Consider the following 12,495-nt stretch of genomic DNA (forward strand, 5'->3'; position numbering starts at 1 on the left):
CTATAGGGCTCGACACAGGAGAGATGGCAGAGTGGTCGAATGCGCCGGACTCGAAATCCGGTATAGCCTTATGGGTTATCCAGGGTTCGAATCCCTGTCTCTCCGCCACAGATAAAGGTTTGATGCTATTAAATATATAGCAATCATCGCTCTTTTTTATAAGGCCGGCCGCAGGCGACCCGCGCCGTTAGCGAATGTGGCAAAAGAGCCACGCCTCGCGGTACCCGCAATAGCCTATTAGATTTAATAAACCACTGCATGCGGGTTGTAGTGCCCGCCGCAGGTGAACTTTAATGGCTCGGCACGACATGTCTTGGTAGAGTTGGCTGAATCAGGCAGGACGGCCGGTCAAAGTAACCGGCAACAAGGGGCGTTTACACGGAGTTCGCTTGAAAACAGGGTTTACAGACGAGGCCGGTGGAGATCTCACACAGCCCCCGGTCTTGACCAGCAGCAAGATTCGCTCGTTGCAGGGCAATGTGCCACGCCATATCGGCTGGATCGAGCCGTGGATAGGCGGCTCGGTCGTGTGCGCCACCGCCCTGACAGCCCTGATCGGACATGGACAGGCGCCGATGTTGTGGGTGTACACGGCCCTGGCGGCCCTGCTCGCCTGGTGGAGCTGGCGCAGGCCGGCACGCCGGCAGACCGAGTTGCTGCTACGCGCCGCGATCCTGATGGTGCTGGGCTTCCTGACCCTGATCCAGATCGAGACCCACCAGGACCGTGCGGCCAATGTCAACTGGGTCGTGGTGCCGCTGATCCTCTATGCGATCCTGCTCAAGCCCCGCCTCGTCTGGAGCTTGCTGGGGTTCTGCCTCGGCCTTTACCTGCTGATCATTTACTGGTTCCATCCCGTGGCTACGCCCGAGTTCCTGTTTCTGCGCGCAGGGTTCGTCTTCATCTTTTCGGCCGCCGCCACCCACATGGGTGAAGTGATGCGCAGAACCGACGAATTGCTGGAGGAGCGCCGGGTGGACACCAGCAGTGGCCTGCTCAACGAATACGGCTTCATGGACCATGGCAAAGAGCTCTGGCGCCATTGTCGCCAGGCGCGCATTCCTGCCACGCTGGTATTCCTGGATGTTCCCGACCTGCTGAAGATCAGGGAGGTCTATCACGCCGGCGCCACCGGCATGGTGGAGGCCATTGTCCTGCAAGCGGTCGACGCGCTGGATGTCGGCAAGCATGTGCTGGCGCGCCTGAGCATGTGGCGCTTTGCCCTGCTGATGCCCGGCACCACACATGAGCAGGCACTGAAGTTCGTTGGGGACAGGCTGGGCCACCCGCCCGTGATCAAGATCGATGAAGGTCCACTGGATTTGGTCTTCCTGGTGGACGTGCGTGCGGTGGAAAGCCGGCGCCAGGACATGGCGTTCGCAGATTTCTACAAGACCGAACTGGCCGTGCTCGATGCGCAGGTAGAGCGTGCGCGTGCGGTTGGATCCAACCCCGTGGCGTCGGAAAAATTCATCCCTGACCGGTCTGCCGGCAAGGCGTCCGGGCAGGGCGCCGCGCCGCTGCCGGTGACGATTCCCATGGATTTTTGAGCCCCGCGGGACTTGCTCACCAGTGGAGGTAGAACATGCCCTTGGCCAGCAGCACGATGGCGATCATGTGGAAAAAAACGCTCAGGTGAATGAAGCGTGAGCGCCTGGCGTGCATCGTGCCGCGCTTGATCGAAACCATGGCCGTGATGAAGTGCCCCAGCACGCTGAGTGCGAGCACGATTTTCAAAGTCAGCAACAGGCTGAAACTGCTGGCCAGCGGATGCGCCAGCGCCGCCCGGTGCTGCCAGGCCATGCTGATGCCGGCGCCGTAAAGCACCAGCAGCACCCAGGGCATGAGGCGGCGCGCGCGGTTGCCGATGGCGCGTTCCACCTGGCGCATGACGTCCAGGGGCAGATGCTTGCGCACGCTCTCCAGGATCAGCACTTCGAAGAAAACCGTGCCCACGAAGATCAGCGCCGCGAACAGATGCAGGGTCAAAAAAACGGGGTAGCTCATGGTGTTGTCCTTCGTGGCTGGTGCGGCTCAGTCCTGGGCCAGCCGCCCCGGCATCTGGTCGGGGTCGTGGCTTAGCTGGTAGCCGTACCAAAAGCTCTGGGCGATGCGCCGGGCCATCGCGTCGGCGCGCTCGCGCATGGCTTCGTTGCCCAGCGCCTGGGTGGTGTCGTGGAACAGCGCCAGCCAGCGCTGGAACAGGCCCGCATTCAAGCCGGGCAGGGCGATGTGGGCTGGCATGGGCGCGCCCGAGAAGCGCATGGTGCCGCGCAAAATCGCAGACCAGAAGTCCACCAGCTTGGCCAGATGCTGATCCCAGTCGGCGACGTGGCGGTTGAAGATCGGGCCGAGCAGATCGTCCTGGCGCACCTTGGCGTAGAACCCGTGGACCAGGCGAGTGACTTCTTCTTCGGTGCAGAGATCAGCCGTGCCCATGGAATCCTTTCATGCATGTGGCGCCTCAATTCAAGCGGCAGGCAATTATAAGATATATTGAAAATACAGATTATGAGTTATCGCCCCGGCGGCAAGGTCCGGCATCCGGGTTTTTCAATCCCATGCCCGCCCAGGCGCCATCGCCCGGGCGGGCAGCGCCAATACGTCAATCCAACTATGCTGGAATTGCAACGGCGGATCGGTCGGATCCACCATCGAAAGGATGCGCAAAATGATCTCGGTTTTTCCCTGGTTCTGGGCGGTCATCCTTCTGCTGGTGCTGGCCCTTTTGTCGTCCTCGTTCCGGATTTTTCGCGAGTACGAGCGCGGTGTCATCTTCAACCTGGGGCGCTTCTGGAAGGTCAAGGGTCCCGGGCTGGTTCTCATCATCCCGGGGATCCAGCAGGTGGTGCGGGTGGACCTGCGCACGGTGGTGCTGGAGGTGCCGTCCCAGGACGTGATTTCGCGCGACAACGTCTCGGTCAAAGTCAATGCCGTGGTCTATCTGCGCGTGATCGACGCGGAGAAGGCCGTGATCGAGGTGGTCGACTACCTCGACGCCACCAGCCAGCTGGCGCAGACCATGCTGCGCTCGGTGCTGGGCAAGCATCAGCTCGACGAGATGCTGGCCGAGCGCGAGACGCTGAACCTGGACATCCAGCAGGCGCTGGATGCGCAAACTGGCTCCTGGGGCATCAAGGTCTCGAATGTCGAGATCAAGCAGGTCGACCTGACCGAATCCATGATCCGGGCCATTGCCCGGCAGGCCGAGGCCGAGCGCGAGCGGCGCGCCAAGGTCATTCATGCCGAGGGCGAACTGCAGGCGTCCGAAAAACTGTTCCAGGCCGCGAAGGTCCTGGCGCAGGAGCCCCAGGCCATCTTGCTGCGCTACCTGGAGACGCTGACCGTGATCGGCGCGGACAAGAACACGACGGTCGTGTTCCCGTTGCCCATGGACCTGGTCGCACCGCTGCTCAAAAGAATCGCACCGTCGAATGACTGACGTGCGGCCCCATCCGGCTGCCGGCGCAGCCGCTTTGCGCAGTTGGGGGCGCGATAGACTGCGGGCATGAAGCCCGAAACGCCGACGCCTGCCTGTTCCTCTTCCGAATCCGACTGGATCGACGCCGAGCTCATTCGCAACCTCATGCGCACGGCGCCGGGCACGCAGATCACGGCAGCCTTGATCATCCCGGTGATGTTTGCCGTGTTGCAAGGGGTGGTGCCCATGGCCGGCTTGGGGCTGTGGACGGTGGCCATGCTGATGTTTTCGGTGCTGCGGTTCTGGGTCATGCGCCACTACAGCCTCCACGTGGCGCATGCCGGCACCGACGCCCAACTGAAGTTCATGGCGTGCTATGGCTGGACCTGGCCTCTGGGCGCGTGCATTTGGGCCTCGGTGGGGCTGCTGTTTTTCGACAAGACGCCGCTGGCGACCCAGTTTCTGGGCTGGCTGATCATTGTCGGGATCGGAACCTTCGCGGTCACCAGTCTGTCGAATTCGATCAGGACGCTGCGCTCCTATGTGAGTGCCCTGGTACTCACTTGCGCGGGCGTCATTTTGTGGCGCATCGCGGTGGATCTGCGCTTCGAGGCGGCTGCCTTTCACTATTGGCTTTTGCTTCTGGTCGGAATTCACTGGCTGCTGCTGCTGCGGGCCGGTCAGGGCCTGTACGAGACGCATCGCAGCTACGTCGAACTGCAGTACCGCAATGGCCAGTTGATCGATTCATTGACCCAGCAAACCCAGGCCGCGCTGGAAGCCGTGGCGATTAAAAACCGGTTTCTGGCGAACGCCGCACACGACATCCGCCAGCCCGTGCATGCGCTGGGACTCTACGCGGACTGGCTCAACAACGAGCCCGAACTCGTGGCCGAAATCGCGCCCCGGATCGTCGAATCGACCAAGGCGGTGAATGCCCTGTTCGACTCCCTGTTCGACCTGGCAAAACTGGATTCGGGCAAAACCCGCGTTCATGTCGAAGCCGTGGATGTGGGCCGGCTGCTCAAGGAGATGGAGTTGCAGTACCGTCCGCTGGCGCAAACCCGGGGGTTGGCGTTGCGGGTGAGCAGCGCGCCGGGGCTGGCATTGGTGCAGTCAGACCGGATTTTGCTGCAGCGAATTGTCGGCAACCTGCTGGGCAATGCCCTGAAATACACCGAGAGCGGCGGCGTGCTGGTGGCGGCCCGGCGCGCGGGGCAAGGCGTACGTATTGAAGTGTGGGACACCGGCATCGGCATTGAGAGCCAGTACCACGCAGAAGTTTTCCGCGAGTTTTACAAGGTACCCAACCATCCGGGTACCGACGACGGCTTTGGTCTGGGGCTGGCGATTGTGGCGCGTCTGTCGCAGCGGCTCGGCCACGGCCTGTCGATGAATTCGCAGCCCGGGCGCGGCAGCGTGTTCAAGCTGACCCTGCAGGGCCCGGGTGCCGCCCTGGCTCAGCCGTTCAACATGCCGTGAGTACGCGCGAAATGCACGGCCTGCGTGCGGCTTTTGACGCCCAGGCGCCGGAACAGCCGCCACAGGTGCACCTTGACCGTGTGTTCGCTGATGCCCAGCTCGTCCGCGATCTCACGGTTGCTCAGGCCCCGATCCAGCATGATGATCAACTGTTTTTGCCGTCTGGAGAGCTTGTTATCCGTCGTGCCGGAGTCTTCGAAGGTGCTGTCCGGCGTCAGCAGGGCATGCAGCGCGGAGCCGATCTCGTTGGCCCCTGATGATTTTTCGATGTAGACGTCGGCGCCGGCTTCGATGCACTGCTCTTCGAATTCATCGGCCGGGGAGGCCGACAGCACCGCCAGCGCCGCCGCCGGGTAGCGTTTTTTCAGCTCGATGATGCCCGACATGCCGATGGTGTCCGGCAGCTTCAGGTCGAGGCAGAAAAGTTCGGGCGCGCCATGCTGGCGGATCGCCTCTTCTACACCGCCGAGGCGGTTGAGTTCGACCACATTGGCGCCCGCGCGGTACCGGCGCAGCAGCATCACGACGGCTTCGCGCATCAGGGGGTGATCATCAATGACGTACAGGCTCATGAGGGAACTCTCTGGAACGTTTCAACTATTCAGCGCTAAAGGATACCTGTTTCCTGCCGGCCGTTGCACCGTATCCGGCCACGCGGGGGGCCGCGGGCACGAGGTCCGGCGAGCGACGCTCCCCGCGCTTCACGCAAGGGCCTCGGTCAGTTGCTCCAGCGCTGCCGCAATATCAAAGGGGGAGACGCCTTCTGCGGCCTGCAGCCCTGCCTTGGTATCGGCCAGCGCGGCGCTGCCCTGCCGGCGCAGTTGTGCAATGGCCTGCGCCGCCTCTTTGGGCGAGTCAAAACCGGCGCTTTGCAGCAGCAGGCGGCCACGCGCATCCACCAGCTTGAAATAAAAACGCCCGTCGCGCTCGCGGTATTGCTTGAAGGCCGGCAAGGCCGATTTGGCGGTTTTTGCCACTGCGGTGCCGGCCTGGGTACGCAGGTCGCGCAGTCCCACCGCCTCTCGCAGCCGTGCCATGGCCGGCCCGGAGAGTTTGCGCGCCTTGGCGGCACCGGCGTGCAGGATATCCTCGATGCGGCCCGGGTGGTCGATCAGCGACTGGTAGGTCTCGCGCATCGGGGCGATCTCCCGGTCGATGCGCTCGAACAGCAGCTGCTTGGCATCGCCCCAGGCGATGCCGTCGGCGTAGGCCTGGCGCAGTGCGGCGGTTTCCGTGGGGCTGGCAAAGGCCTGGTAAATCTGGAACAGTGCCGAGCCTTCGGTGTCCTTGGGCTGGCCCGGTGTGCGCGAGTCGGTCAGCACGCCGGCAATCAGTTTGCGCAGCTGCTCGCGCGGCGCAAACAGCGCAATGGTGTTGTCGTAGCTCTTGCTCATCTTGCGGCCATCGAGCCCCGGCAGCGTCGCCACCGACTCCTCGATGGCGGCCTCGGGCAGCACGAAGTGCTCGCCATACAGGTGGTTGAAGCTCGCGGCCATGTCGCGCGCCATCTCGATGTGCTGGATCTGGTCGCGCCCCACCGGTACCCGGTGCGCATTGAACATCAGGATGTCCGCCCCCATCAGCACCGGGTACATGAACAGGCCCGCCGTCACGCCGTCGTCGGCATCGCGCCCGCCGGCCGCGTTGTGGTCGACCGCGGCCTTGTAGGCATGCGCCCGGTTCAGCAGGCCCTTGCCGGTCACGCAGGTCAGCAGCCAGGTGAGCTCGGGGATTTCCGGAATGTCGGACTGGCGGTAGAACGTGACGCGCTCGGGGTCCAGTCCCGCGGCCAGCCAGGAGGCGGCAATCTCCAGCGTGGAGCGCTGCACACGCGCCGGCTCGCCGATCTTGATCAGTGCGTGGTAGTCGGCCAGAAAATAAAAGCTCTCGGTACCAGCGGCCAGGCTGGCCTGGACCGCGGGTCGAATAGCCCCCACATAGTTGCCCAGGTGCGGGGTACCCGAGGTGGTGATGCCGGTCAGAACGCGAAGGGGCTGGGTCATGAGAAGTGAAGTCGTGTCGGATTAACGGACCAGGGCCGCCAGCGGCGACAGCGCGAGGTCGATCAGGTCGTAGGTCAGGCCCATCAGGGGCAGCAGCCAGTAAGTGCTGACGACGCCGGCCAGCACCAGCGCCATGACGATGAAAAACCCCCAGGGCTCGATACGCGACACCAGCACCGCCTGCCTGTGCGGCAGCAGCCCCACCAGGACGCGGCCGCCGTCCAGCGGCGGCAGCGGGAACAGGTTGAAGACAAACATCACCACGTTGACCAGGATGCCGCCCTTGCACATCTTCAGAAAAAACGGCTCCGTCACGCCCGCGCCGAGCAGCAGGTAAAAAACGATGCCCCACAAGAGCGCCTGCAGCAGGTTCACCGCGGGCCCCGCCAGCGCCACCCAGACCATGTCGCGCTTGGGATTGCGCAGCGCGCCGAAGTTCACCGGCACCGGCTTGGCGTAGCCGAACAGGAAGGCGCCGGAGGTGGCGAAGTACAGCAGCAGCGGGATCAGGATCGTGCCCATCAGGTCGACGTGTTTGATGGGGTTGAGCGTCACGCGGCCCATCGCCCAGGCCGTGTTGTCACCAAAATGGCGCGCGGCGTAGCCATGCGCGGCCTCGTGCACGGTGATGGCAAACAGCACCGGCAGGGCGTACAGGGCAATCGTCTGGATGAGACCGGAGTAGTTGTTCACGGCACGATTGTCTCAGAGCGCGCCGGCCAGGTCGGCCGACAGCCCGAGGCGGGCCGGATCGCCGCCGCCCATGCGCACCAGCACCGGCTCGCCGCCCGTGCCCATGTCCGTCAGGTCGATCACGGTGGTGGGGCGCGAGGTGCAGGCGCCGGCGTCGATCACCCCCGCAATCTGGCGCTCGAAGCGGCTGCGGATGGCCTGTGCATCGTTGAGCGGCTCGGTCTCGCCGGGTGCTATCAAGGTGGTAGCCAACAAAGGGCCACTGTGAAGGGCCAGAAGCTCCCGAAGCACTTTATGCGTGGGCACGCGCAGGCCGATCGTCTTGCGCTGCGGATGGCTCAGGCGGCGCGGCACCTCCTTGCTGGCTTCCAGAATGAAGGTGTAGGCGCCCGGCGTGGCGGATTTGAGCAGCCGGTACTGCTTGTTGTCGACCCGGGCGTAGTTGGCCAGCTCGCTCAGGTCGTGGCACATCAGGGTCAGGTGGTGCTTGTCGTCCACGCCGCGGATGCGCCGCAGTTGATCCGCCGCCGTCTTGTCATCGAGGTGGCACACCAGCGCGTAGCTGGAGTCGGTCGGAACCGCCACGATGCCGCCGCGCTCGAGCAGCGCCGCCGCCTGTTTGAGCAGGCGCACCTGCGGGTTGTCGGGGTGAACTTCGAAGTATTGGGCCATGGTGCAGTCGATGTCAGGGCAAAAGTTCAGGATTCCACAGGCCGGATGTTAATGGGATCGGGCGCGTGGCCTTCCAGCCGTGTCAGCCAGGCCCCGGCCGCGCCGCACACCACGATCATCGCGATGCCCGTTACCGACCACTGGTCGGGCACATGCGAGAACACCAGCCAGCCGCACAGCATGGCAAAACCGATCTGGACGTACAAAAAGGGCGTCAGCGTGGCCGCGGGCGCGCGCATATAGGCCAGGATCAGCAGGAAATGGCCGACCGTGCCGAGCAATCCCATCAGCGCCAGCCAGCCCCACAGGCTCCACGATGCCAGCGGGGTCCAGACAAACGGCAGCGCCAGCGAGGCCAGCAGCGTGCCGACCCAGCCGGTGTAGAAATGCATGGTGACCGGGTCTTCGGTGCGGACGAGCCGGCTGGTCAGCACCTGGAACCACGCATTGCTGGTGACCAGGCCCAGCGGCAGCAGCAAGGTCCAGCCAAAGGCCTGCCCGCCTGGGCGCACGATCACCAGCGTGCCGGCAAAACCGCCCGCCACCAGCAGCCAGCGCAGCGGCGACACCCGCTCGCGCAGCACGCGGGCCGCCAGCAGCGTGATGACCAGCGGCGTGATCATGACCAGCGCAGTGAACTCGCCCACCGGCATGTACTTCACGCTGTAAAACGCGAACAGGCTGGTCGCCAGCAGCAGCACGCCGCGCAGAAACTGGAATCTGGGGTGCGCGGTACGCAGCAGCGCCAGGCCGCGTGTGGGCAGCACCACGACCGTGGTGGCCACCGCCTGGAACAGATAGCGCAGCCACATGGCCATGAGCGCCGGCACGCTGAAACTGATGTATTTGGTGGTGGTGTCCAGCATGGCAAAGCCGGCCGTGGCGGCCACGACCAGCCAGATGCCCGCCTGGGCGCTCGGCTGGCGGCTCACCGGATGCGGTCTGTCAGCAGGTCCCACACGGGCGTGAGCTCGCCCGGCAGGTAGGGCAGGGTGCCCAGGTCGATCCGGCTCTCGTCCGGACTGTGAAAGTCGCTGCCGCGCGAGGCGGCCAGGCCAAATTCCCGGGCCACGCCGGCGTACTCGACATACTCGGCCGCCGTATGGCTGCCCGTCACCACCTCGACCGCGCGCCCGCCGTGGGCCTTGAATTCGGTGAACAGCGCGTACTCTTCGTTGGCCGTGAAGTTATAGCGGCCCGGGTGCGCGATGACGGCCACACCGCCACATTGCGTGATCCAGCCGACCGCATCGGCCAGGCTGGCCCAGCGGTGCGGCACAAAGCCCGGCTTGCCCTCGGTCAGGTATTTGCGAAAAACCTCGTGCGTGTCGTGGCAGGCCCCGGACTCGACCAGGAAGCGCGCAAAGTGCGTGCGCGAAATCAGCTCGGGATTGCCGACGAATTTCAGGGCACCCTCGTACGCGCCCGTGATGCCGACCCTGGCCAGTCCGTCGGCCATCTCCAGCGCCCGCTGGCCGCGTCCGCCGCGTGTGCGCTGCAGGCCCTGCGCCATGCGTGGGTCGCTGGCGTCGAACCCGAGCCCGACGATGTGCACGGTCTCGCCCGCAAACGTGACCGAAATCTCGGTGCCGGTGAGGTACTTCATGCCGTTCGCACGCGCCGCCGCAAAGGCGCGCTGCTGGCCGCCAATCTCGTCATGGTCGGTCAGCGCCCACAATTCGACGCCATTGGCGCTGGCGCGCGCGGCCAGTTGTTCCGGGGTCAGGGTGCCGTCGGAGACGACGGAATGGCAGTGGAGATCAGCGTTGAGGATGGAAGACACGGACTGATTTTAGGCCCTATGGCCAGTTCTTGCGGCCTTGTCAGACAATGTGCCAACGTGAGTCCATGCCATGACGAAGCCGCCCACCCACCGCGAAACAGAACTCAAGCTGGCGCCCCCCGCGCACCGCGTGCCGGCGTTTGAGCGCGCGGCACCGGTGCCGGTCGCGCCCGTGCGGCTGCCCGGCGAGGCGTCGGTCGAAGACGGCTTTGTCGCCTTGTGCACGGCCTGTCTCGCGCAGTTCCAGGGCAACCTGCCGGGGGTGCTGGAGGATGGGGACATCGAGTATGTGCACCAGGCCCGCGTGGCATTGCAGCGCCTGCGCGTGGCGCTGCGCCTGTGCCGCCGTGTGTGCCCGCTGCCGCAAGGCGAATTGCTCGCGGGCCTGCGCGCGCTGGCCCGCGCCCTGGGTCCCGTGCGTGACTGGGATGTGCTGTGCTGCGTGACCCTGCCGCAGATTGCGCCCGCGTTTGACAACCCGCCCGCATGGCGGCAATTGATGCGGTCGGTGGAAGCACGCCGCAGCGCGGCGCGCCAGGCGATGCGGGGTGCGATCGCGCAGGCCGATCCTGCCGCGTGGCTGCGGGCGTTTCACCGCTGGCTGGCGCAGCGGGCGTGGCGCAGCGAGCCGGCGCAGCAGGCGGCCCCGCAAGAGCCGCTGCAACCCTGGGCTGCGCGCGCCCTGCAGGCTGGCCACAAGAAGCTCGTTCGCAGTGCGCGCGATTTTGCCCGGCAGAGCCCGCAGCAGCGCCACGCCCTGCGCCTGTGGGTCAAACGTCAGCGCTACGCCACCGAGTTTTTCGAGACTTTGCCGGGCGCTGCGCCGCACGCCAAATACCGGGGCTGTTTGCACGAACTGCAAAGCAGCCTGGGCCGCGCCAATGACGCCCACATCGCACGTGTCCTGCTGGGCCACGCGCTGGAGGGCGACCCAGGCGTTGGCGCCGCCGGCCAGGCGCACGGTGCAAGCCGCTTTGTGCTGGGCTGGCTGGCCCGGCAGGCCGTTGAGCCCGCCGACCCGGGCGTCTTGAAGGCGCTGAAATTCATCAGGAAGTCCCGTCCAGCCTGGTAGGGCAGACGGCGTGCCAGAGAGCGCCGACTGCCACGGATTTCCGGGCATAGTCGGGCCTTGCGTGAAACTGCGGCAACTGCCGTCCCCTGGAAAAAGGCCATCCCATGATCACCGTTCACCATCTCAACAACTCGCGCTCGCAGCGCATCCTGTGGCTGCTCGAAGAACTGGGACTGCCGTATGAGATCTGGCGCTACCAGCGCGACCCGAAAACCATGCTGGCGCCGGCCTCGCTGTGCGAGGTGCACCCGCTGGGCAAGTCGCCGGTCGTGACCGACGGCACACTGACCCTGGCCGAGTCGGGTGCCATCGTCGAGTACCTGGTCAACCAGTACGGCGGCGGGCGGCTGGCGCCCGCACCGGGCACGCCCGAGCGGCTGCGCTACACCTACTGGCTGCACTACGCGGAAGGCTCGGCCATGCCGCCGCTACTGCTCAAGCTCGTGTTCGACACGATCGAGAAGTCGCCCATGCCGTTCTTCGTCAAGCCGATTGCCAGGGCCATCTCAGGCAAGGCCAAGAGCGCGTTCATCGTCCCGCAGATCAAACAGCACCTCGACTACCTGGAGGGCGAACTCGGCAAGAGCCCGTGGTTTGCCGGCAGCGAATTCAGCGGCGCCGATATCCAGATGAGTTTCCCGCTGGAGGCGGCGGCCGCGCGCGCCGGCCTGGACCGGAGCCGTCCCCGGCTCATGGATTTTCTGGCGCGCATTCACGCGCGCCCCGCCTACCAGCGCGCGCTGGAAAAAGGCGGCGAGTACGCGCTGCTGGGCTGACGGATGCGGGATTCGGGAAGCTGCCGGCGCACGCCGTTGATGTTGTGGCAGTGGTTCACGAATCGGTGGCTTGCTATTGCATTGATAGCTGTATGCCAATGCAGCGCCTGGGCGAGAGGCAGTTTTGACCCTGAAGGTGTGATCGCCGCGCAGGTTGCCTACATCACCGATGGCGACACGCTGTGGGTGCGCCCGCTGACCGGTGGCGCGCCCTTCAAGGTCCGGCTCGAAGGGCTGGATGCACCTGAGATTTGCCAGGCCTGGGGAGCGCAGTCGCGTGACGCTTTAACGGCGCGGCTGGGTCACCAGAACGTCGTTGTGGCCATCCACCACTACGACGACTATGGCCGCGCCGTTGCCAAAATCGAGCTCGGCGGTGAGGATGTCGCGGCCTGGATGGTGCGCGAGGGCCACGCCTGGTCGTACCGCTATCGCCGGAGCAGGGGACCTTACGCGGCCGAGGAAGCACAGGCCCGGCGTGCGCGGCGCGGGCTGTTCGCCGGCACGGCGCTCGAATACCCAAGGGCTTTCCGCCGGCGCCATGGTTCGTGCAAGTTTTGAGGACGCAGATTCAAGGGCGCGTGCGCATCGCC

General features: G+C 65.1%; 14 protein-coding genes and 1 tRNA gene. 7 read left to right on the forward strand and 8 right to left on the reverse strand.

Annotated elements, in window-relative coordinates; translation table 11 throughout:
• Nucleotides 1-17 precede the first annotated feature (17 nt).
• Both EUB48_RS05070 and EUB48_RS05075 read left to right on the forward strand, forming a co-directional pair.
• Nucleotides 18-108, forward strand: a tRNA-Ser gene (locus EUB48_RS05070).
• A gap of 281 nt (nt 109-389) precedes the next feature.
• On the forward strand, nt 390-1,550 hold the full coding sequence (locus tag EUB48_RS05075) for a GGDEF domain-containing protein (protein ID WP_142817901.1): 1,161 nt from the start codon (nt 390-392) through the stop codon (nt 1,548-1,550).
• A gap of 16 nt (nt 1,551-1,566) precedes the next feature.
• Here the strand turns inward: EUB48_RS05075 and EUB48_RS05080 are convergent, their stop codons facing one another.
• Nucleotides 1,567-2,007 (reverse strand): CopD family copper resistance protein, encoded by a 441-nt coding sequence (locus EUB48_RS05080; RefSeq protein ID WP_142817902.1) that lies wholly within the window; start codon nt 2,005-2,007, stop codon nt 1,567-1,569.
• A gap of 27 nt (nt 2,008-2,034) precedes the next feature.
• Nucleotides 2,035-2,439: a group III truncated hemoglobin gene (locus EUB48_RS05085; protein ID WP_142817903.1), complete on the reverse strand. Its 405-nt coding sequence runs from the start codon at nt 2,437-2,439 to the stop codon at nt 2,035-2,037.
• Between the two features lie 232 nt (nt 2,440-2,671).
• Here EUB48_RS05085 and EUB48_RS05090 point away from each other — a divergent pair, with 232 nt between their 5' ends.
• Both EUB48_RS05090 and EUB48_RS05095 read left to right on the forward strand, forming a co-directional pair.
• Nucleotides 2,672-3,442, forward strand: a complete 771-nt coding sequence (locus EUB48_RS05090) for a slipin family protein (RefSeq protein WP_142817904.1) — start codon at nt 2,672-2,674, stop codon at nt 3,440-3,442.
• A 66-nt stretch (nt 3,443-3,508) separates the two neighbouring features.
• Nucleotides 3,509-4,903 (forward strand): sensor histidine kinase, encoded by a 1,395-nt coding sequence (locus tag EUB48_RS05095; RefSeq protein ID WP_142817905.1) that lies wholly within the window; start codon nt 3,509-3,511, stop codon nt 4,901-4,903.
• Here EUB48_RS05095 and EUB48_RS05100 read toward each other — a convergent pair.
• The 6 genes from EUB48_RS05100 to EUB48_RS05125 form a co-directional block, all read right to left on the reverse strand.
• A complete protein-coding gene (locus tag EUB48_RS05100; RefSeq protein ID WP_142817906.1) occupies nt 4,882-5,475 on the reverse strand; it encodes a response regulator transcription factor in 594 nt (197 codons plus the stop codon). The genes EUB48_RS05095 and EUB48_RS05100 overlap by 22 nt on opposite strands.
• Nucleotides 5,476-5,604: 129 nt before the next feature.
• A complete protein-coding gene (locus EUB48_RS05105) occupies nt 5,605-6,906 on the reverse strand; it encodes a tryptophan--tRNA ligase (RefSeq protein WP_142817907.1) in 1,302 nt (433 codons plus the stop codon).
• Nucleotides 6,907-6,927: 21 nt separating this feature from the next.
• Nucleotides 6,928-7,599, reverse strand: a complete 672-nt coding sequence (locus EUB48_RS05110; protein ID WP_142817908.1) for a site-2 protease family protein — start codon at nt 7,597-7,599, stop codon at nt 6,928-6,930.
• Between the two features lie 12 nt (nt 7,600-7,611).
• Nucleotides 7,612-8,271 (reverse strand): L-threonylcarbamoyladenylate synthase, encoded by a 660-nt coding sequence (locus EUB48_RS05115; protein WP_142817909.1) that lies wholly within the window; start codon nt 8,269-8,271, stop codon nt 7,612-7,614.
• Nucleotides 8,272-8,297: 26 nt separating this feature from the next.
• Nucleotides 8,298-9,203 carry a DMT family transporter gene (locus EUB48_RS05120; protein WP_420821431.1) on the reverse strand — a complete coding sequence of 302 codons (906 nt, stop codon included), beginning with the start codon at nt 9,201-9,203 and terminating at the stop codon, nt 8,298-8,300.
• Nucleotides 9,200-10,054, reverse strand: a complete 855-nt coding sequence (locus EUB48_RS05125) for a 3',5'-nucleoside bisphosphate phosphatase (RefSeq protein ID WP_142817910.1) — start codon at nt 10,052-10,054, stop codon at nt 9,200-9,202. The genes EUB48_RS05120 and EUB48_RS05125 overlap by 4 nt, the downstream gene beginning before the upstream one ends.
• Nucleotides 10,055-10,124: 70 nt before the next feature.
• On the opposite strand from EUB48_RS05125, the gene EUB48_RS05130 reads away from it, so the two are divergent.
• The 3 genes from EUB48_RS05130 (at nt 10,125) to EUB48_RS05140 (ending at nt 12,463) form a co-directional block, all read left to right on the forward strand.
• On the forward strand, nt 10,125-11,126 hold the full coding sequence (locus EUB48_RS05130; protein WP_142817911.1) for a CHAD domain-containing protein: 1,002 nt from the start codon (nt 10,125-10,127) through the stop codon (nt 11,124-11,126).
• Nucleotides 11,127-11,230: 104 nt separating this feature from the next.
• Nucleotides 11,231-11,902, forward strand: coding sequence for a glutathione S-transferase (locus EUB48_RS05135; protein ID WP_142817912.1), 672 nt, complete (start codon nt 11,231-11,233; stop codon nt 11,900-11,902).
• Between the two features lie 138 nt (nt 11,903-12,040).
• Complete coding sequence (locus EUB48_RS05140) at nt 12,041-12,463, forward strand: thermonuclease family protein (protein ID WP_244618337.1); 423 nt, start codon at nt 12,041-12,043, stop codon at nt 12,461-12,463.
• The last annotated feature ends 32 nt before the right edge of the window (nt 12,464-12,495 follow it).

This window comes from Rhodoferax sediminis (assembly GCF_006970865.1).
Taxonomy (GTDB): domain Bacteria; phylum Pseudomonadota; class Gammaproteobacteria; order Burkholderiales; family Burkholderiaceae_C; genus Rhodoferax_A; species Rhodoferax_A sediminis.